The sequence below is a fragment of the Rothia similimucilaginosa genome, from assembly GCF_029850985.2.
Classification (GTDB): domain Bacteria; phylum Actinomycetota; class Actinomycetes; order Actinomycetales; family Micrococcaceae; genus Rothia.
Genome location: NZ_CM138149.1, coordinates 1637405 through 1658971, shown reverse-complemented (window position 1 = coordinate 1658971; position 21567 = coordinate 1637405). Strand labels below are relative to the sequence as shown.

Sequence of the window (21567 nt, the reverse complement as noted above, 5' to 3'; positions counted from 1 at the left end):
TTCAGACAGACCAACTGACGGAAGAAGATCACCGTGTCTCTTGAATCCCTGTACCAGGAAATTATTTTGGAGCATTCTAAGCAGCGCAGCGGCGAGCACCTCGTAGAGGTACCCGTCGGCCATGCAAGCGCCGATAACCACCAGTACAACCCCACTTGCGGCGACGAAATCAACCTGCGCGTGGTGCTCTCTGACGAGCTGAAGGACGGCGAGAAGACCATTGAGTCGATCTCCTGGGAAGGTGATGGTTGCTCCATCTCCATGGCTGCCGCCTCTGTGCTTTCTGAAATGGCTCCCGGTATGACCACCTCTGAGCTGCAGAGTCACGTGGATGCGTTCCGCGAGATGCTGCGCTCGCGCGGTAAGGTGACCCTGGACGAAGAGGAGTACGGCGATATGGCGGCTTTCTCCGGCGTTTCGAAGTTCATGGCACGTGTGAAGTGCGCGATGCTTTCGTGGGTTGCGGTTGAGGAAGCTACTAAGGAAGCAGCCGCAAAGAGCTAATTCTTTGCCGAGAGGGTAGGCTGGATTGTTCGGTAAGTGACCAATATTTGAACACCAATCGAAAATATCGAATGGAGCCATCGACAATATATTGCATGGATATGTAATGCTTTTCGATGAACTTTTAGCGGTGAGCGCCGAACAAGACTCGGGTCGAGAATCTACACCCTACTCTTTCTTGATATAAGATTTCTTTATAAATCAATATGATGAAAATATGAGGTGGATACTACTCTGTATCCGCCTCATATTTATATCTTTTCCTTTTTCCTTCAAAAAGGTGACTGGTAAAATAAAAGGACGAAGGGCACCCAACCAGCACCCTCGAGAAACTCTTTTCGGACCCGCATATTCTCATGTGATAGCGAGAAGAAAAACAGCTTAGAGAGAGTATTTTCTCAGTGGTAAACATTCTTCGCTAATTCTCGTGTTTTCACTACAGATATCGGTTATATTTCTCACCCCTCCGATACTTCAACCACACCGGAATAACTATCGCCGCTACCAACCACAAGGAAGCCCCATGATTATTGGCTACGCCGCTGGCGCCTACGACCTTTTCCACTACGGCCACCTCGAGATTCTCCGCAAGGCTAAGGAAAACTGCGACTACCTCATTGCAGGCGTCGTGCACGATGACGTTCTGGAAATGACCAAGGGCCGTCGCCCCGTCATCCCCATCGAAGAGCGTGCCGCCATCGTCAGCCACATCGACTACGTGGACGAAGTGCACATTGAAACCACCCCCGACAAGCTCAAAACCTGGAAGCAGAAGCCCTTCAATATCTTCTTCAAGGGCGACGACTGGAAGGGTACCGAAAAGGGCAACGCCCTGGAAGCACGCTTCGCAGAGGTCGGTGTGGAAGTACACTATTTCCCCTACACCGAGCACACCTCCAGCACCAAGCTGTGCAAGGTCGTTGATTTGCTCGAAGCAGAGCACGATCTGCGCGTAGAGATGCGCCGCTTCGCTGAGCTGCTTGGCGAGCGTGAATACTCCGAAGCGATTATCGCCCCCTAACACCCCTACCCCTTCATAGGTGCGTTAGAGCTCATAAGATTCATGAAGAGACACAAAGAAGATCCCCGCCGTAAGTACTTACAGCGGAGATCCTCTGCATATTCGCGGTATATCAGCTACACCTCAAAGGTGAGCGTCTTATAAGCTTTAGCGCTGTGCCAGCCACTTCTCAGCGGAGGAGCCCAGAACCTTCAGCACACGGCCAACCTGCGGCTCAGCAGCGACTGCAATCTTCTTGCCCACCAGCGGGATGGAGCAGGAGACTTCACCGTTGACGTCCAGGCGGGTCTGCTCACCCTCGGGGGTCAGCTTCTGAGTAGCCTGAGCGGACACGGGCATGCCGTTGACCTTGACCTCGGTAGAAACAGTGCGGGAGCCGTCAGCAGCCGGTGCGCTTACGGTGTCCACCTGGGTCATAGCAACGCCGTTGCCGACGAACTTACGAGCGATGTCCGGCACGCGCTCGGCGGGCACGGTACGCTCGGTGGTTGCGGTGAACTCAGCGGAGGTGTCACCGGAAACGGAGAAGCTACCAAATTCCACGCCAACCTCGGAGCATACGAAGCGTGCGAAATCCTCGTTAGAGAATGCCTCGATAACCTGCTCAACGCTTGCGTTGATAATGGTTGATTCCTGAACTGCCATAATTATTCCTTTCGTAGTGCGCGAAAAGCCCGCGCATTATTCCTTCTAAGGATACGGTGCGCGGGGTTTCGCAACCAATGTAAAGACGCGAATCCACCTGAGAATATGCCGTGAACAAGGGAAAATGTCCGCAGCCTCTCCCAGAGTGGTTGGAGGATTTTCATGCCGGCCTAAAAATGTGGGAAACACCTCCGAGTAGCTCCCACCTCGTATCACTAAGGATGCTGGGTTTAGAAAGCTAAAGCTTTTAGACGCTGGTTAGGTGCTGGGAGCCATCGCGTCAATGCGAGCCATCTCAGCCTTACCCGCACGGTGTGCGTGAACAGCCTGCTTCAAGCGAGCCCAGAAGGAATCCTTACGGTGGGTCTTGCCAGCGAGCAGATTCTGCAGTTCCTTGCCCAGTTGCGCTGCAGAAATCTCCGGGGTGGAGATGTAGGGCTCAGCGGTGCGGAACAGGGAAGGGTTTGCCAGAGCAAGATCCAGCTTGCCGAAGAGGTCTTCGCGGCTTTTAACAACAACAGCGTGACCGCGCTTCTCCATCAGAGTGGTGAAGGGGACCTGGTGGTTGTCAACGACTTCGTCGAACTCTGCGCGGCGCGGAACAGCCAGGGGCAGAGCGCCGGTACGGCGTGCATCATGGATGGAGCCGGGTCCGCCCTGAACCAGTACTACGCGTGCTGTTGCGTAGTAGTCCAGCAGTTCGGAGGCGGGAAGAAGCTTAAGGTTGTCTGCGTGCTTAACGGGAGCAGTGTGGCCATGCTGCACGAGGCAGGTGACCTCGGGGTGAGCCTCAAGATAAGCCTCAACCCAACACAGGAGACGATCAAAAGTGTGAACGTCGGTGCCGAGGGACACCACCAAATCGTATGTCTTAGTAGGAATATGAACGGGCGCGACGGCAGGGGTAAATACGGGCAGGTCGAACTTGGAAGTATCAACGCTGACGTGGGGGAAGTTCTGAATAGACATAGCCTATTCCTCTCTACGTATTTATCGGTAGTAACCCCGTATACTTGACGCAAAAATCCGGAGGGCATCATTGGTATATGCGGCGGTGTCGTGCCGGAGAAAATGGTGAGTAATCTCCGCATACGCTTCTCTGGCGAGTGGTTAGTTCGCTTGGATGGTGAGTCCATAGCGGAGTGTACGACTTATGCGTATCTGTATGTATTAATTAAATACCATACCCTGAAAATAAGGCCCTCAGTACACGCGAGGATGCTATTTTCAGGATAAATTCATCACTCTTAGAAAATGGGATGAATTACACGAGAATCAGGGAAATTCTCCTGCTGTTCCTCGCTCTGAACAATCATTCGATCAGCAAAGGTGTATAATATCTTGCCAGTCATCGTCGGTAGAGTCGGGCGGTCAAAACACTCAATATAAAGAGTCTTTACGCCAAAGAGTCTAGCCGCCACAAAGAAAGGAACGGCAACACCGGCGCCGGCAGAAACAACCGCATCCGGATGTTCCTTCGGAAAAATATGAAATGCCAAGAACAGATTACGAATAGCGTTCTTAATATTTCGAGTGGTTGGGTAATAAGCCCAATAGGTCTTCTCATCAGCCAGAGAAGATTCAACATCGGGCTGCTTAAAGCTAACCCACACGCGGTCATAATCCTGCCACGCAGCAGAAGTAGCCGTCAGATGCTTCAAGTGTCCGCCACTGCTAGAAACCAGCAGAAGCTTCTTCTTCGGTGCCTGAGAGGAAGCTGCCTCAGTCATAGTGTTCTCCTAAAGCCCGAATACAAGAGAAAAATAAGAAGAGAAGATAAAGGTGAGCTGACGGGTTTGGCAACGCCTGGATCAACAGACCTGCTACAACAGATTCGCCTTAACAGGCGTTACCGACCCCACGCTTAAGGACGAAGGATGAACCCGCACAGAGGCGAGGCATCCATCAACAGACCCCGATTACGCGCGGTCCAGTTATTCCCGGCCTAGTTATTCGCGGTCCAGGAAAACAGCCAGAGCGTTCACGCCCTCAAGCTGATCCAGCTGAGTGAAAAGCTCACGAACCTGCTGCAGAGAAGTAGCAACAGTCACTGGAACCAGAGCCACGCCGGCAGCCTGAACGAAACGCAGCTGGGTCGACAGGGGAGTAACGGTGCTCAGGCTAATCACCAGAGGAGTCTCGCTCTTCTCAACCAGCGACTCGGGAGTGTGACGGGTCAAAATGTTACGAACCGAAGCGTAATCGGTGAAACGGGCGTACTCGGTGGGCATAACGCGCTGCAGCATCTGGTACAGGTGCTCAACGCCGCGGTCAGTACCGGGTAGAATGACAATGCCGGATGCGCCAGCACTCTTCAGATCGCCATCAGGAGCGCCAATAGTGCGCAGCAGCATGAATGGGTCATTCGATTCAGAAGAGGAGCCCAGCTCGTGAACCGGGATACCAGCATCTTCCAGACGGTCAGCGTAACCAACGTGACGCATGGTGCGGTCACGATCGTAAGCCAGTACAGCACCAATCAGCAGACCGGCAACAGCACCAACAATAGCCATCTTTACCGGGCCAAGAGCCGAGGAAGAAACCGGAATCTGAGCCTCGCTCATCACGCGGCCACCGGTGGTGGAAGTCAGCTGGATCTGGACGCGACGCTCCTGTAGCTGAGAAAGCAGACCTACACGGCCGTTATCACCCTCGAGAGCAGAAATCTGCTCATCAATCTGGTGCACAGCAGAATCAACGCTGCTCTTTAGAGACTCGGAACGAACCTGCAGGTACGCGTTAGCCATAGCGTTAGCGTAACGTGCAGCATCCGTGCCGTTGGGGCGGGTTACCTCAATATCCAGCACGGCAGTCTGGGAGGTACCGGTCACCTTGACGGAGCTCATCAGGCGGCTGGTCAGCTGAGCCTCAGAGAGGGTATCGCCGTTAGCAATCAGAGACTTCGCGGCGTTCTGCGCAACCTCACGAGAGGAAGCAACGCGAGACTCAGTAGCAATATCCACCTTCGTAGAGTTAGCACTACCGGTACCGGCGGGATCAACCACCAGCGGGTAAACAACCAACGAAGCCTTAGAAGTGTACTTGCTATTGGTCATGTAGCCGTAAGCGGCACCCGCTACAGCGAAAACCACGACCGACAGCAGAATTAGCAGACGGTGTCGAAAAATGCGACGTACCTGGCTGCCAAGGGTAACTGAGGAGGTATGAGAGGTGTTATCCATAAGGACATCCTAGAGGAAGAGAAATGTAGAAGAAGTCGAAGGCTTAAGACTTCGCGCGGCGGGCGGAGAAGAAGCGCTCAATACCGAGAGCCTTGCGGAAACGGTATAGCACCGCACCGTATACCGGAACGAGCAGCACCAGGTACACGATGATGCCCTGAACGCTCTGACCCAAGAAGGCCAAAGACACCAGAGCATACGCTGTCGGGACAGCCGCACCCACGAAGAGTGAAGGAGCCATCTCACGGAGCGAAGCACGAATACCTACGAGGCGGAACACCTGGTAGCTCGCCAGGAAGGTGTCAACCAGCAGAGCAGAAGCCCAAGCCGTCACCGCACCGTAGAGGCCCCAGACCGGCACCAAGGTGAAGTTCAAGGTCACAGCCACCACCAGCGAGGAGAGCTTGTTCAACAGCTGCCAGCGACTCTTACCGCTCATCAGCAGAACAGACTGCACCCCACCGGCACTTATCGACAGCATCGCCGCCGGGCAAATCACCCAGAGAATACCGGCGCCAGCCTCAAAGCCCTTACCGAAGAAGCCCAGAAGAACCGGACCAAAGAACGCCAGAGAGAGGTAGAACGGCCAAGACAACGCAGTCAACACGCGAGTGGTCGAAATGAAAATCTCTCGAGCACGATCCAGCTGACGAGTAGCCAACGCCGCACTAATCGATGGGCCGGTCACCACGCGGCCGGTGTGCTCAATCATGGCGCCCACACGAACACAACGGTTCACAGCACCATAGACACCACCGGCAACGGCACCTGAGAATGCCGTCACCACCAGCACGTCAATCCATTCCAAGATAGTCTCCATAACGGTAGCGACACCCCGTGCAGAGCTGAAACCCCAGAACGAACGGAATGTCTCGGTCGGAGAATCTTCAGAAGGAAGAACCTCCACATGCTCCTCAGAAGGGAACGCACGCTCCAAAAGCCACAGGGCAACCACCGCAGTAATCGCAACCGGAATAGTCCAGGCGTACACCAAATCCATGAGCTGACCCGAGAAAAGAACCACCAAACCCACTGCCGCAAGACGCAGAGTAGGAAGCAGAACATTCTGTAGGAGCGTAAAAGTCACCACACGCTGCAGACCGCGTAGCGCGCCGAAGAACACCGTCATCAACGCCGCTAGCAGCACAAAAGCTGAGCTGACGCGCATTGCCGCCTGATACGCAGGAGCCATCGGCACAAGCTTGGTGTACATGTACACACCCGCCACCAGAAGTACCGAAGTCACCAGTGAAGGAATCAGACCGTAACGGATCAGCTGCGGAAGCACACCGTAACGACCCAGCGCACGCTGAGCACTCATCGTACGAACCAAGCCAGTATCCGCGCCGAAGGTCACCAGCGAAATCGAAATCGCGAATAACGCCATCAGACGGAAAAACTCGCCCGAGCCCTCAGCACCGATACCGTTCGACACCACCATCGTGGTCACAAAGGCGATACCCGCACCGTACATCACACATAGAGAAGCAAGAGAGCCGCTCTTTGTGAGGCTGGGCTGCTTATCCCTTCCGGGAGTTTTCTTAACCGGCGCGCTCTTCACGGACGCGGTATCAGCCTGAGTACCTGATACGGAAGGCTTAACCTTCTCATTCAGAGTCTTTTCTTCCTGCGCCTTTTCTACAGCCCCAGCAGTAGCCGGGACAACCCGCCGGGAACCGGACAGATGAGCACCCGCTACAGCGGTAGCTTTCGCTGCTGAGGAACCTACAGCCGAAGTACCTGACTCCGAAGAACCCGCCTCCAAAGAATCGGGCAACGATCCTTCGGAAGCAAAGCCTCGAGCCGGAGGCACAATTGACAGTGCCATAGTCGCAGGAAAACGACCGGAACGGATATCATCCACCGTCAGAGCGAACTCATCGGCAGAAGACTCTGCCAGCGAGTCAGCCTGCTCCACATACTCGCCGCTCTCATGCAGGTGTGCACAGCGGCTAGGATGGCCACCCGTCGAGTAGGCATCATCGAAAGGTGAAACCGCGGTGGTCTCTAAACCACGGGGGGACTGGTTCTTCGTCATAACCGCTCACCATCCCGGATGGAACGGATGCAGACCATCGACGCCAGCATCAGAATGGTTAGCTGAGCAATATCGAAACTGTAGAAGATGAAAACAACACAGCACGTGACCGGCACGCTATGTAGCCAGTACCCGGAGGTGGTCTTCACTCGCGCGCCGCTTGCCACAGTGCACGCCATGAAGAGCACGAATAGCGCCAGACCCACGAAGCCGAAGCAGAACATCAGAGTCCACAGGTACCCCTGGGTACCCATTGACACACCAATGCTTGGTTCCATACGCGGAGCGCCGTAACCAATAATCGGGGACTCCAAGGTTGCCTTCCAGGTGGCGCGGTAGAGCGCCGCACGACCACCGGTGGAGTCCGAGTAGTCCTGACGACCCAGAATATTGTCCACAGTGCCCGACGCAAAGAGTGTCACAACCATAGCTACGATTGCCGCAACACCCATACCCACCGCACGCCAATGAGCCGCCAGGAACTGACGCAACAGTACGTATGCTGCGCTGATGCCAAGACCAATGAACATACCGCGGTTACTGGTCGCAATTGCTGGCACGGTAGAAAGTGCCATACCGATCAGCAACGCAATACGCAGCCAGATGGAACGCAGACGAAGTAAACACGCCAGCATCACCGGGGTGAGCAGGGTGTACGCCAGACCCCAACTATTTGTATAAGGGAACGGTGCGGAGGGTCGAATATACGCCTTGGGTGCACCCCAAGGATGCTGAACCTCAGCCAGGGGAGGAAGCATGTAATCGCGAACCAGCGGGTTCTGCATAAAACCAGCAGGCATGATGAAGCTCATTGGAGTATGCAGACGGAACTCGGGGAAGAAAACACCACCGTAACCCAGAACAATCAGGGTCACCCACAGAGTCGCTAGACCACTCAGCAGCCTATTGATGCTAATAGAGGATCGTGCGTTGTAGTAGTACAGGGCGTAAATGCCGGCACTGAGAATATTTATAAAGCGCAGACCCCAACCAATAATGTCGGTGGAGCGGGTCAGTGCAAGGGCTGCAACAATAACCCACACGCAGAATACGCCCCACACCCACAGGGAACCGGGCACATGCACATTACCTCGAATAATGAGGTAAAAAAGCATGATCGCTGCCAGTACCAGCGGTGCAACCTGAAGCACACCCAAAGCCCACAGCGCCGGGAAGCTGTACAGCAATCCCAACAGAGGCCAGGCGGGGAGCTTCTTCTGCGCCGTAGATACCGGGTGGTTGCGCGCGCGGACACGCAGAATACCGCTGGGCGGTGTGGCCACCGACCCGGTGGAAACCGACCCGGTGGAATCCTTGAGGGTCACAGGCGAAGTACCCGGAGGGGAAAGAACGGAAGAAGAAACCATATCTGTGCGATACCTGGTTAGAGACCTCGACCGGTCTTCTGGACGAGATCAAGAAGAGTAGCGGGCTTAATAATGCCGGTGGACACAATATATGCCGCCCAAGCACGAAGCTGCTTGGGGTCGCGGCGCAGAGCAGCGCGAGCGTAGGCACGCGCCTGCTTGTTGTTACCCAGGGACGCCTGAGCGTATGCAATCTGACCGGCGATACGTGCCAAGCCTTTGGGATCCTGCTCGAATTCGGGGAACTTACGCAGAATGTAGCTGAGGCCGTCAACCATGGATTGCCACTTGCCGGAGAAGAAGGAAGGGCGGTCCCAGAGCACCAGAATCAGCGGCTCGGGTACGCTCAGTACATCGCCGTGGCGGGTTGCGCGTAGCAACAGGTCGTAGTCTTCACCATAGGCGGCGGGCAGCTCCTCATCGACCAGACCGATGCGGGCGGGCTTACCGTCAACGCCGAGTAGATCCTCGCGGGAGTACAGCATGGCGGAGGGGTGAATTTCGGTAATGCGCGAACGCAGGAAGTCAGCGAAGGTTGCGTGCTCGGGTGCCCGGCGCACGATGTCCTGACCGCCGGAACGGACGGTAATACCCGAAGAGATAGCGGCTGCTTCGGGGTTTTCGCGCCAGAGAGCGACCTGCTGGGTGAGCTTGGAAGGCATCCAGTAGTCGTCATCATCGCAGAAGCCAATCATCTCACCGATGGAGGCGATGATGCCGCTGTTGCGGCCGCCAGCCAGACCACCGGAGCGGGTGTTGGAGACAATCTTCAGGGCACGGTTTTCACCGACCTCAATGTCCTCAAGGCGGTCGGGGTCGACTCGGTCAAAGACGACAACAACTTCAACGTAACCGCGGTAGCTCTGCTCAAGGATGGAACGTACAGCCACGCGTAGCAGTTCGGGACGCTTGCCGTTGGTTGTGATAACAGCGGAAACAGCAGGGTTGCGAGAGGTGAAGCGCATCATTGGGGTTCTCCTGACTCAGCGGGGGTCGCGAGGCTAACGTACTTGCGACGCATGGACAGAAGGGCGGTTGCTGCATTAGCCAGTAGAAGCAGTGCGTAGATGATGACGAATACGGGGCCGAAGCCAACAAAAATGTAAATCCAGCAGAGGGCGCCGGCGTCCATGTGCAGGTTGATGAAGGAGCGCAGGGGACCACCGCTCGGGGGAGCAGCGGTCTTGCGGTTGTTGCGTAGCTGCTCAGCCAGAGTCTGGCTCATGAAGTGACCGGCGGTCAGCGCGGTGAAAATCATGGGCATCGCAATGATCCAGCTGTTGAATGTGCTGGATCCGGTGAAGGAGTAGTGCGCCGGGTACAGCAGGAAGGAGAGCAAAGTCGCCATGTGCACGGAGGGCACACGGATGGAGTCGACTACATGGTCGAGCCACTCACCGGCGGGGGAGGATGCGCCGGTCACGCGAGCAACCTGGCCATCAGCGGAGTCCAGGCCGTAACCGAGGGCGAAGAGTAGTGCAACGCAGACACCCATACCAACGCTAGGTGGGTAGGTAATCAGAATGATGAGCCCTGCTGCGGAACATGCGGCGGAAATTGCGGTGACGCGGTTGGGGGTGATGCCCAGCGCGACAGCAGTCGCGGCGAAGTAGCGTGCTACTCGGCGGTTGACCCAGCGGGTGTAGGCGGGAACGCCAATGCTAGGCTTCTGAGCTGCTTCAAGAGAGCGCAGGGTGTGAGAAAACTTCGCAGAAAATCCCGATGTGGGCGTGGAGTTTGGGGTGTGAGGTGCCTCAGAGGTGGACATGTATATTCCTTTTTAACCGGTGAGAGAAGTGAAGGAGAGTGAATTACTCCCTTTCGAGATGGTTGCGAGAAAGTCCGGAAGTCTCACACACGAAAAAGAGGCGGTTAATCCCTTTTTTCACATACACCACTATATAGATATTTTACAACGAGATAAAGTGCAACAGGGGGCGTATGGTCAGGGCCAATAATTGTATTGTAAAAAGCTGGTGAAAATGCGCTTTAGTGCAAATGTACGGGTCTATGTGAAGGGTCTGCGACTGCTTCTCGCTCGGCATGTCAGTGCTTTCCTCCCGCACACTGCGGCTGTAGAAAACATTTCTGGACATTGTACAGAGATGCACATAACAGGAACACAATAACCGGAATAAATAATGCAAAAAACACAGAAAAGCGAGTGGAACACGCAAATGGGGTTTGATTTCCTGAAATATCAGAAAATCAAACCCCATTTATCGAGATTGTCTAGAAGGTATTAGTTCCTTCGGGACTGAATCGGAACACGAGTTCCAATTCCGTTGTTGAGAGCGCGTTGCTCACCCTGCTCAGCGGTAGCGTTATTCGCCTTCTCAACCACGGCTGCTCAGCCTCGTTGGCTACGGGTGCCTTCGCTCCCTTGTCTTGGCGGGCTGCTCAGCAACCGGTGCCTTAGCAGTTGCCTGCATGTCGAAGCTTATATTCGGGCGAACGTTACGTCGAGTAATGCCCGCATGAACCTCAATCGCGATGAGGTTCTCGCCAACCTTCAGCTTGGAAGAAGGAACGGTGAAGGTCACCGGAGTCTTCTGAGCATCAGCAGTATCAATCGAGCTTGATGCCAGCGAGCTAGCCCACAGCTTTCCATGGGTGTCGAAGTTGGTACGACCAACTTCTTCACCGTTGACACCGACCGCAATAGCATCGTCTGCGTAAGTAGTTAGCACGAGATCACGGCTGGCCTGCTCACGGGTGAGATGGACGGTGGCGTAGGCGTAGATGTTATTGCGGGTCTGCATCGGCGGGGTCTCAGCAATGGTGTTGAGTTTGTTGCTGCCCAAGCCAATCGGAGTCTTGCCGGTCTTCCATGCCTCCTGGGCGATATCCTCCAGGGAGAAGTGGAAGCCGTACTTCCAGCCGTACTTACGGTTGGGAGCATTGGAAGCAACCATGTACTTCCACTCGGATGCATAGGGTAGAACAATCTGGTCCTTAGTGGCCTCGTCCTTCTGCTCGTCCTTAGGAGTTTCTTCCTTCGGCGCCTCAGTAGTTGCTTCTGCACTCGGGGTAATGCTTGCGGTCAGGTCTGCAGTTGCAGTTGGGTCTGCTGTAGGCGTTTCGGTTGTTGTATCCGTAGGAGTCGGGTGAACCGGTGCTACCTGAACCGGAGTAGAGGCAGAGTAGTTATCCGAGCTGTCCACAGCACGCACAAAGTAATGTGTGTTATCGGTGTGATCAATCTCGAACTTCGTACCCGAAGTGCTAGCGATGACTCGGTCATCACGCAGAATCTGGTAACGAACACTACCGGTATCCTGCACAGCGTCCCAGGTCAGAACGTCCTTATCGTCCTTCAACTCTACCTGCAGGTTCTGCGGGGTAGGCGGAGGAGTCACATCACGAGCCTCAAAGCGTGCAAAACCAATGGTCTCCTGAGTGCCGTGAACACCCAGCGAACGGTGGATATCGCCGCCAACCCACAGGGTACCCTTCGAATCCACGAAGGACTCCCAGATACCGAAGCCGTTATTACCCTTAATCGAAGGGGAGAACTCCGGCAGCATCTTACCGCTGTCCTTATCGAATGCAGCAACAAGCTTGACCGAGTGGACCACACTCGAACCGCCCACAGGGCGCTGTTTATTACGAGAACCCTGGTAGAGGAAGTCACCACAGTGGCAGGCACCGTAAATATTGTTACCATTCAGGTGCAGATCCTGGAAGTCGCCACCTTCGCGAGTAATCGCGGTGTAGGTGGGGGTCAAAGACGCCTTGTCGTAACGAGAAATGAGGTGTTCAGTACCGCCCACCCATATGCCGGTACCGGCATCCTGGACGTCGAACTGGAAACCCCAAATCTTAGTTTCATTACGCAGGTCAGAGACATGAGCACGGGCAGGAATCTCAGACTGCTGGTACACCCACGGGCTACCCTTCTGCATGTGCTGAGTAATATCGGCCACGCGGTAGGCAAGACCGCCGTTGAGCCAGGTGAAGTAACCGGCGACGTAAACGTGAGAGTTATCAGCGGAGGCACTAATACCGTTGACGGTACCGTTGAACACCTGGCGCCAATTACGGTCCACGCTCACAGTACCGGGTACGCTGTTAGAAGGCTCACCCAACTTAAAACGGGCAATATTGCGTGAATACGCAACACCCGCTTTTTTACTTTCGTAAATGTGGGTAAAGGTGCCACCAATATACACATAGTCACCCTGACGGTGGATGGTCTTCACCTTCATGACCTCAGTAGAAATACGATCTTCGATTCTAACCTGGGCCCATTCGGGGGCAATTTTACCGGTCGTAGCGTCAACGACAACGAAGCTCTCATGCTTCTCACCGTTCACCATGGTAAAGAAGCCACCAACAGCCAGGCGGTTATTTGGCAGAGCTTCAACAGCCTTCACCTGACCATTAACAGTCAGCTTGAAACCGCGGCGCAATTCGCCAGTTTCAGGGTCAAAGGCAGCAATATTAGCCTGCTTAACCACCTCTCCGGAGGAGGACTCAACATGCTTGAAGTCGCCGGCAAGGAACACGCTGGAGGTGCCGTTACCGTGATCAACCTCGGTAATAGCCTCAACGAAGGTGTTCATTTCGGTGGTTTTACCTGAGGCCGTGCTATTGCTGGTACGCCAACGCCAAGTAGCCGAACGGCTACTGGGCAGGGCACGACGAGCGCTCGCCGGAGTACCGGAATCCGGGATAGTATCCAGGTTCAAATTATTCTGAGTCAGCTTGGGGCGCAGGAACATCTGGGTGTAACCGAAAGAGGTTTCACCGTTGCCTTCCTTGCCGTAAATATAGGAGTTCCGCGCGTCGGTCAACGCCGGCTCAGAACCATCCTGCGAAATGGGGGAGTTTGCACCGTAGCGGAAACCCATGCGGTAATCCTGTGAAGCTAACTCATCAAAAATCAAGGCCTTGAAGCCGTTGTTCTGGCCACGCAGAATGTGGTCCTGCCACGTGCCGTCAGCCCAGTACTTGCGGCCCTCTTCGTTATAGGAAGAGAACTCGTCAGGGTTGGTGATGGTCGCATTCGACCAGACAGCGCTCGCACGCAGAGCCCAGGTCCACTCGGAGGTCTGACGGCGGTCAACCGTAGTTTCCTGCCACTTGGTGCCCGAAGTGTTCAGGGCGCGGCGGAAACGGTAACCGTCGGGCAGCTGATCGGGGCGAGTGCCGTTGAGCAGCTGAGAAATAGTGGTGCCCGAAAGCTGAATCGGGGTCTTCGCAGCGGGCAAGGAGCTCAGCGCCTTGCCCTGTTCAAGAGTCATACCGGAAGATGCGGGCGCGGCATCGCTGTAGAGCTGCGAAGTGTCACCCTGCCCTTCGTAGTTTTCGGTCCAGCCGTCGCGGCCCTCACCAATCTTGACCCAACCGCCACCATCGGTTTCCTGATCGCAGTAGAACTGAGTCGGCTGGCTCATCGAAGGAGTGTACAGCCAATAGGCGCCGCTCTTTGCCTCGGGGTCAGCCTGCTTGGCTTCCCAGCAGCTGGCGGCAGCACGCTCAGAGGTCGTGCCATTGTAGAAAGCAGAGTTCCTTTTTTCCGCAGTCTGTTCGACAGCGGTACTCGGCGTAATAGTGGGGATAGCTACAGGCAAAGCCAAAGCCGTAGCAATGCTCAAGCAAAGAGCTGAGCGAGTTATAGCAGAAAGTGAAAAGCCGGAGCCCGTCATGCCAAGGTGGGCTTTCATAATATCTCCAAATGAATGCCAAGAAATGTTATCGAGTGCGCATCAACATTAATGCGCTATGGAGGATAATGCACGGTTCCCAGCGAATCATAGCTGGAAACCGGCATTTTTATTAAACCCTAGCAGTCGGCGTTGTTCGGGAAATCATGGGTTGCAATCTTCCACTGACCGTCAACCTGAACAAGGGTATAAATATTGAGCGAACGCTTCGGAGAATTGTCATCCTTAACAGGCTGATTATTCTCGTCATAGATCTTCACCGAAGAAGAGTCCATGCATACTTCCAGCATGTGTGCGGGCTGGCCCTTGTACTGGGTTTCAGCCATACGGGGAGTACCCACCACAGTGGAAGAACCATCATAATGCCAGCCAGCCAGAGCGTACTCGGAAGCCTGCACGGCAAACTCAGCCGCAGCGGAATCTACGGCTACTGCCTCGATAGAACGAATGGTCTCATCGTCGAGAACAGCGCGAGCCTGCTTAACGTTCTGTCGCTCAACTTCCTCATTGCTGGTCGGTTCAGCAGCGTTCTCAGGGGAAGGAGCAGCAGAAGGAGCTGCCTTGACCTTAGTCAGAATATTTTCATAGGAGTTGACCAGCTCGGTAATCTTCTTAACCTCTTCGCTGTCAACGGCCGCAGAAGAAGCATTCTTCATCTCTTCAGAACCGATGTAAACCTCTTCAAGCTTCTGAGCATCAGAGGAAGTCGCCTCATTCTTTGCTTCAGCTGAAGCCTCGGTGGAAGCGTTGGAGGAAGCCTTAGCAGTGCCCTGATCGGAAACACGGGGAGAAGAGCTAGAAGACTGTGCAGAAGAAGCGTGAGCAGAAGCGCTCGCAGATGCAGAAGCAGAAGAAGAGCTATCGGATTTCGGGTTCTCGGTGGCGCAACCGCTCAGAATTAGAGCAGATACACCAACGGTGCCCAGGGTACCCAAAAGGAGGGAGTGGGAGGACTGCTTGAAAAATGCTGACATAGGAAGCCTCTTTAGTGGTTGGACTGAGAATGACTATATTCAGGAAAATATTACCCCGCGGTGACAAAACACCTAAGGCTAACACGTAAAGCTGGGAGAATACTTAGACTTGTAAAAAATAATGTTTTTATAACTTATGAGAATAGAACCTAAAAAAATGCCTATTAGTACCTAACTTGAAGGTAAATGTATATCGCCGAATGAAAGAAATTTCAAGGAAATGAATAAAATAGATTCACTTTGTGCAAAAATATCCCTGGCGATTATAAAACCAGCCCGGGATAATAGGGTGAATATCACTAAAAATCTTTGTTATAAAAGTGGGTATCGCCCTTATGAGGGGGTTATACCGCCTGAACAGCCTTGGTACTTGCTGAATAGTTGTCCGTAGTATCTACCGCACGCACATAATAGTGGGCGCCATCGTGGTAATCCACCGAATAGCTCGTACCCTTAACCGTCGCAATAGGACGATCATCACGCAGAACCTGGTAGCGAGCGCTGCTCTCGCGAACGCCAGGCCAGGATAGCTTATCGGTCGAACCATAACGCTGAACCGACAGCTTAGGCGGAGCCGACGGGGCAGTCACAGTGCGAGGAGCAAAGGGAGTGAAACCAACCGTATGCTGCTTACCATTAGAGTCCAGCGAACGGTTGTTGTCGCCACCAACCCACAGGTTGCTACGAGAATCCACGAAGGACTCCCGGATGCCGAAAAGGAACGAGCCGGCTCACCCGAATCCACGTTGTAGTCAGCCATGTATGACTGATCAAGGCGCTCGCCGCCAGCGGACTCCATATACTTGAAGTCGCCACCGGCGAAGACAATATCGCCCACCTGAGTAATAGCCTGACCGTAGGTGTTCATCTCGTTCTTTTGCTCGGTGCCAGTCTGCTAACTGGTACGCGAACGAACGGGTATTGTATAGCTATTGGGCAGATCGCAACGGTTGCTAGCGGCAGAGTCAGAACCAATCTGCGAGAAATTCAAGTCACGTTGAGTTAGCTTCGGACGCAGGAACACCTGAGCGAACGGAATAAAATAACCGGCAGAACTGCGCCTCGTTAAATGTTAAGAATCGGCACGATCATTACCGAAGTTCACCAGCGAACTGTATGTAAAACGATCTGGTAGCCCTGGTTTGGGTGAGTGAATAAACGCACTGAGTTGGTGGTAATACCGGGAGCCATCTCCGAGATGGAACCGACCATATGGGGGTGCGGTTAATGTCGGCATCGGTGAACTTCACGTTGCCCCAACGCTGACCGTAGCTCAACGCCCAGGTCCACTGCTCAATTTGAGGACGCTGAACATAAACATTCTGACACTGGGGCCCCTCGCATTGTGAGCACGGTGCAGGCGCATGCCGTCGGAAAGGTTCTGAGGCTTAATGCCGTTCAGTAGCACATAGACAGTGTTTGCCGGAAGGTGGATCGGAGTATAAAAGCGGAAGGGTCGGTGAGGTTCTGGTGCAGCTGATTCGGGTCGCCGGGGCCATTGTAGGACTGGATCTAGCCCTCATGACCGCCGCCAATCATGACCCAGCCGCCGCCATCAGGCTCCTGATCGCAGTAGAACTGCGCGGGGTCGCTCATCTGCGGGGTGTACGGCCAATAAGTGCCAGAGGAGGCTGAAGGGTTGACTTGCTTGACCTTGTAGCAGGAAGCAGCCGCCTGGTCGCTGCTGGAACCATCATGGGTGCCGGTAACAGCCGAAGCTGGGGTAGTAGGAGTAAGAGGTGCCGCGCTGAGAGCGGTAACAAAAGCGAGTGCGAAAGCGGCATACTTCTTAGCGGACCATGAAAGGGTTATGGGCTTTTTCAGCGGGATTGTTCGTGTATATGGTTGTCATATGCGTCTTTCTGATGCGACGTTCCGGGAGGAAGACGCGGTGCGGTTTTTCTATAAGTGTTATTGAATGGGTTACATGATTAAGCTATGAAAATAATAGTGCACAAAGTGCAAAGATATGGATGGGGGTGTGATTTGTATCCTATAAAATCGGTGTTGTCGTGCAAGAAATGACGCAGAAGAAAACCATACTCATATATCGCCATTGAAAGTGACAATCGGGTGCAAAAAGCTATATCTACAGCCAAAGAAGCCCACGAAAGAAAAATGCCATAAAAAGCAGAGTAGACCTACAATAGAAAAGCCGCACACATCACCAAAAGTGCACATAAAATTCCTCAAAATAAAACACTCGGGCACCCCACCCGACACCACCTCACACCAGCCACCCATCGACACCCTCAACCAGCCAAACCGCCGGAACCGAGGACAGCAGATTCAGGAGAACCCGTGAGCACCACCCGAAAAGCTACCGCACAGCCCCTCGAAGTGCCCCTGCACCCCCTCCTGAAAACCCTCAACCAACTCAGCAGCTGGGCCGCAATCCGCACCGCCGCCTCCGTGCACCCCACAGAACGTAGCGCACACACCCTCATCGGCGCCGTCGGAGGAACACACGCCGCACTCATTGCCGAGATCTCCGCCGCCGTACGCGCAACCACCCCCGAAGCCCTCAGCCTCATTATCACCCCCACCGACCGCCAAGCAGAAGACCTCGCTGCAGCCCTGCGCTCCTACCTGCCCGCCGCCGACATTGCGCTCTTCCCCGCCTGGGAAACCCTGCCCCACGAACGTCTCTCACCGCGTTCCGACACCGTAGGCCGCCGGCTACAGGTACTGCGCGCCATGACCGGGGAAGCAGCCAAACGCCCCCAAATCGTTATTGCACCCGTACGCGCCGTCATCCAGCCCATCGTCACCGGCATCGAAAAACTTGAACCTGTACACCTGGTTCGCGGCGAAGAATACCCCTTCAAAGACGTAGTACGAGGCCTCAACACCGCCGCATACTCCCGCGTAGACCTTGTCGCCAAGCGCGGCGAATACGCCGTACGAGGCGGCATTATCGACGTCTTCCCGCCCACAGCAACCACCCCCGTCCGCCTCGAATTCTTCGGTGACGAACTCGATGAAATACGCCACTTCTCCGCTGCTGACCAGCGCACCCTCAGCGAGGGAGAAGAGCTCGCTGAACTCACCCTGCTGCCCTGCCGTGAATTGCTCATCACCCCCGAGGTTATGAGCCGCGCCGCCCGCCTGAAAGCCGACTATCCGGCAGCTGCAGCCATGCTCGAAAAGATTGCCGGTGGAATCTACGTCGAAGGCATGGAGTCGCTCATCCCGCTGCTCATCGAATCCATGAATACCCTCACCGAGCTGCTGCCGGCAGGGTCCATGATCATTAACGTCGAACCCGAGCGCGTGCGTGCCCGCGCCGAAGACCTCGTCGCCACCAACGAAGAATTCCTCGCCGCCGCATGGGATACCTCCGCAGAAGCCGACGCAGTAGCACCCATCGACCTCGGCCAGCTACGCATGAGCGACAGCGGATTCCGCACCATCGACCAAACCGCCGCACAGGCGCTCGAAGCCAAGCTCAGTTGGTGGGAAATCACCGAACTCGTCACTGACGCAGACCTACTCGAAGACGCCGCCGGGGCACTCCAGCACCAGAGTATTGCCGACGCCATCGAAGACGGAATCGACACCTACTCCGTCAACGCCACCCCCGCAACCGCCTTCAACGGTTCCGTCGAACGCATGCTCAGCCAGGTTGGCGACCTCATCCGCCAACAGTGGACCGTCCTCGCCCTCACCAATGGCCGTGGATCCACCGACCGCATCATCGACCTCTTCCACTCCGGCCAAGGGGCACCTGCCGTACCCGCAGCCCGCCGAACCAGTCTAGAAACTGACCCCGCTGGCAAGCTCGACCACGGCATTGTCGAGGTGTGCGAGGCGCCCGCCTCCGCAGGCTTCCTCATCGAGGAGGTGAAGCTAGCCGTCTTCACCGAAGCTGAACTGCTCGGCCGCCGCGGCACCTACTCGCCCCGAGGCGCTGCCGGACAAAAATTCAAGACACGCCGCCGCCGCAACGCTGTCGACCCGCTCGCTCTGAACCCCGGCGACTACGTGGTGCACGAACGCCACGGTATCGGCAGGTTCGTCGAGATGACCTCCCGCCCGGTGGCTGGCGTATCCCCGGTCAATGGCGTACAACCCATGAAGGAATACCTGGTCATCGAGTACGCCCCCGCCAAGCGCGGCGGCGCACCTGACCGCCTCTTTGTTCCTTCTGACCAGCTGGACCTCATTTCTAACTACGTGGGTGGCGAGAACCCGAGCCTGTCGAAGATGGGCGGTAGCGACTGGGCTAAGACCAAGTCCCGCGCTCGCAAGGCTGTCAAGGAAATCGCCGCAGACCTGGTGAAACTCTATTCGGCTCGCCAGGCATCGCGCGGTCACGCCTTTGCGGCAGACACTCCCTGGCAGCGAGAGCTGGAAGAATCCTTCCCCTACAACGAGACTCCCGACCAGCTCACCGCCATCCACGAGGTGAAGGAAGACATGGAGAGAGAAATCCCCATGGATCGCCTCATCTCCGGTGACGTGGGATTCGGCAAAACCGAGGTCGCCGTACGTGCCGCATTCAAGGCGGTACAGGACGGCAAACAGGTCGCCGTGCTCGTACCCACGACCCTGCTCGCACAGCAACACTACGAGACGTTTAGCGAACGCTTCTCTGGCTTCCCCGTGAAGATTCGCGTGCTCTCCCGCTTCCAGAAGGCGAAAGAAACCCGCCAGATTACCGAAGAAATTGCATCCGGCGCGGTGGACGTGGTGATTGGCACCCACCGGATTCTCTCGGACAGTGTGGTGTTCAAGGACCTGGGCCTGGTCATTATTGACGAGGAACAGCGCTTCGGTGTGGAGCACAAGGAAAAGCTCAAGCAGATGCGCACGAATGTGGACGTGCTCGCCATGAGTGCTACCCCGATTCCGCGTACCCTGGAAATGTCGCTAACCGGTATTCGAGAGACCTCTACCCTTGCCACCGCGCCGGAGGAACGCCACCCCGTATTGACATTCGTCGGTCCGCGAACCGACAGCCAGATTACCGCCGCAATCCGTCGCGAGCTCATGCGTGAAGGACAGGTGTTCTTCGTGCACAACCGTGTGGCTGACATCGATGATGTCGCCGCGGAAATCGGCAAGCTCGTGCCGGAGGCGCGCATCGCCACCGCCCACGGTCGTATGAGTGAGTCGCGGCTGGAGCAGATTATTGTGGACTTCTGGGAACGCCGCTTTGACGTGCTGGTCTGCACTACCATCGTGGAGACCGGCCTGGATATTTCGAACGCGAACACTCTCATTGTCGATCATGCCCAGAACTACGGTCTGAGCCAACTACACCAGCTGCGTGGACGCGTGGGCCGTGGCCGCGAGCGCGCCTACGCGTACTTCCTGTACCCGGTGGATAAGACCCTCGGCGAGATTGCGCATGAGCGTCTGAAGGCTGTGGCGACCCATAACGAGCTGGGTGCAGGTCTGCAGCTCGCCATGAAAGACCTGGAGATTCGCGGTGCCGGCAATCTGCTCGGCGGCGAACAGTCCGGCCATATTGCCGGTGTCGGTTTTGACCTGTACCTGCGTCTGGTCGGCGAGGCGGTGGCGAACTATCGCGGCGAGAAGGAAGAGCGAGAGGTCGAAACGAAGATTGACCTGCCCGTCAACGCGCATATTCCTCACAACTACATTGATTCTGAGCGTCTGCGCTTGCAGGCGTACCGTCAGATTGCAGCCGCGGACACTGAAGAAAAAATTGCTGAGGCTCGTGAAGAGCTCACCGATCGTTACGGTGAGCTGCCGGAGGCGGTAGAAAACCTGCTGGCCGTCGCGACGGTGCGTATGCATGCCCGTGCCGCAGGTATTCACGAGTTGGTGGTTTTGGGCCCGAAGGTGCGCGTGGTGACCGCTACGCCGCTGCCGGAGTCACGCCAGATGCGTCTGAAGCGCGTGTACCCGGGCTCTACCCATGCCCAGCCGAAGGGCATGGACACCTGGCTGACTCTGGTGCCGCGCCCGAAGACCATGCCGGTTGGCGGTAAGGACCTGGTGGACGGTGCGATGCTGCAGTGGGCTGAGAAGTTCATCAACTCGATTTATTCGGAGAAGCCGCAGGCTCTCGAGGAGTAGAAGCTGGAAGAATAGGGTAGAGGTTAGAAGAACAGGGGAGCGCCCCGTCTAACCGGCATGCCCCAAGTAAATGCTCGCCGTGCAGGTTGCCATAATATGGCATATCTGCACGGCGAGTG

General features: G+C 55.5%; 15 protein-coding genes. 3 read left to right on the top strand and 12 right to left on the bottom strand.

The features are described 5' to 3' along the window. The first annotated feature begins 33 nt into the window (after positions 1 to 33). A complete protein-coding gene (sufU, locus tag QFX07_RS06815) occupies positions 34 to 504 on the top strand; it encodes a Fe-S cluster assembly sulfur transfer protein SufU (protein WP_279754318.1) in 471 nt (156 codons plus the stop codon). A 523-nt stretch (positions 505 to 1027) separates the two neighbouring features. Further along, on the top strand, positions 1028 to 1525 hold the full coding sequence (locus tag QFX07_RS06810; protein ID WP_279754319.1) for an adenylyltransferase/cytidyltransferase family protein: 498 nt from the start codon (positions 1028 to 1030) through the stop codon (positions 1523 to 1525). A gap of 147 nt (positions 1526 to 1672) precedes the next feature. On the opposite strand, the gene QFX07_RS06805 is transcribed toward QFX07_RS06810, so the two are convergent. The 12 genes from QFX07_RS06805 to QFX07_RS06750 all read right to left on the bottom strand — a co-directional run bounded on the left by QFX07_RS06805 (position 1673) and on the right by QFX07_RS06750 (position 17212). Continuing rightward, a complete protein-coding gene (locus tag QFX07_RS06805) occupies positions 1673 to 2170 on the bottom strand; it encodes a DUF2505 domain-containing protein (RefSeq protein ID WP_279741848.1) in 498 nt (165 codons plus the stop codon). 258 nt (positions 2171 to 2428) lie between these two features. Then, positions 2429 to 3139, bottom strand: a complete 711-nt coding sequence (locus tag QFX07_RS06800; protein WP_279754320.1) for a glycosyltransferase — start codon at positions 3137 to 3139, stop codon at positions 2429 to 2431. Positions 3140 to 3417: 278 nt separating this feature from the next. Then, positions 3418 to 3900 (bottom strand): PssD/Cps14F family polysaccharide biosynthesis glycosyltransferase, encoded by a 483-nt coding sequence (gene pssD, locus QFX07_RS06795; protein ID WP_279754321.1) that lies wholly within the window; start codon positions 3898 to 3900, stop codon positions 3418 to 3420. A 219-nt stretch (positions 3901 to 4119) separates the two neighbouring features. Beyond that, positions 4120 to 5352, bottom strand: coding sequence for a Wzz/FepE/Etk N-terminal domain-containing protein (locus QFX07_RS06790; RefSeq protein ID WP_279754322.1), 1233 nt, complete (start codon positions 5350 to 5352; stop codon positions 4120 to 4122). A 43-nt stretch (positions 5353 to 5395) separates the two neighbouring features. Continuing rightward, a complete protein-coding gene (locus tag QFX07_RS06785) occupies positions 5396 to 7390 on the bottom strand; it encodes a lipopolysaccharide biosynthesis protein (RefSeq protein WP_279754323.1) in 1995 nt (664 codons plus the stop codon). Next, the gene (locus tag QFX07_RS06780; protein ID WP_279741855.1) at positions 7387 to 8757 is read right to left on the bottom strand and encodes an O-antigen ligase family protein; all 1371 of its coding nucleotides are present in this window, start codon (positions 8755 to 8757) and stop codon (positions 7387 to 7389) included. The genes QFX07_RS06785 and QFX07_RS06780 overlap by 4 nt, the downstream gene beginning before the upstream one ends. Positions 8758 to 8774: 17 nt before the next feature. Next, on the bottom strand, positions 8775 to 9725 hold the full coding sequence (locus QFX07_RS06775; protein ID WP_279741857.1) for a glycosyltransferase family 2 protein: 951 nt from the start codon (positions 9723 to 9725) through the stop codon (positions 8775 to 8777). After that, positions 9722 to 10525 (bottom strand): CDP-alcohol phosphatidyltransferase family protein, encoded by an 804-nt coding sequence (locus QFX07_RS06770; protein ID WP_279754324.1) that lies wholly within the window; start codon positions 10523 to 10525, stop codon positions 9722 to 9724. Before QFX07_RS06770 ends, QFX07_RS06775 begins: the two co-directional genes overlap by 4 nt. Positions 10526 to 11120: 595 nt before the next feature. After that, entirely contained in the window at positions 11121 to 14357 is a 3237-nt protein-coding gene (locus QFX07_RS06765) for a fibrinogen-like YCDxxxxGGGW domain-containing protein (RefSeq protein ID WP_279754325.1), read from the bottom strand. Between the two features lie 188 nt (positions 14358 to 14545). Beyond that, a complete protein-coding gene (locus QFX07_RS06760; RefSeq protein ID WP_279754326.1) occupies positions 14546 to 15400 on the bottom strand; it encodes a hypothetical protein in 855 nt (284 codons plus the stop codon). Positions 15401 to 15744: 344 nt separating this feature from the next. Then, positions 15745 to 16095 carry a hypothetical protein gene (locus tag QFX07_RS06755; protein WP_279754327.1) on the bottom strand — a complete coding sequence of 117 codons (351 nt, stop codon included), beginning with the start codon at positions 16093 to 16095 and terminating at the stop codon, positions 15745 to 15747. Positions 16096 to 16912: 817 nt separating this feature from the next. Next, entirely contained in the window at positions 16913 to 17212 is a 300-nt protein-coding gene (locus tag QFX07_RS06750) for a fibrinogen-like YCDxxxxGGGW domain-containing protein (protein WP_279754394.1), read from the bottom strand. A 489-nt stretch (positions 17213 to 17701) separates the two neighbouring features. Between QFX07_RS06750 and mfd the strand changes: the two genes are divergently transcribed. Beyond that, the gene (gene mfd / locus QFX07_RS06745; RefSeq protein WP_279754329.1) at positions 17702 to 21448 is read left to right on the top strand and encodes a transcription-repair coupling factor; all 3747 of its coding nucleotides are present in this window, start codon (positions 17702 to 17704) and stop codon (positions 21446 to 21448) included. The last annotated feature ends 119 nt before the right edge of the window (positions 21449 to 21567 follow it).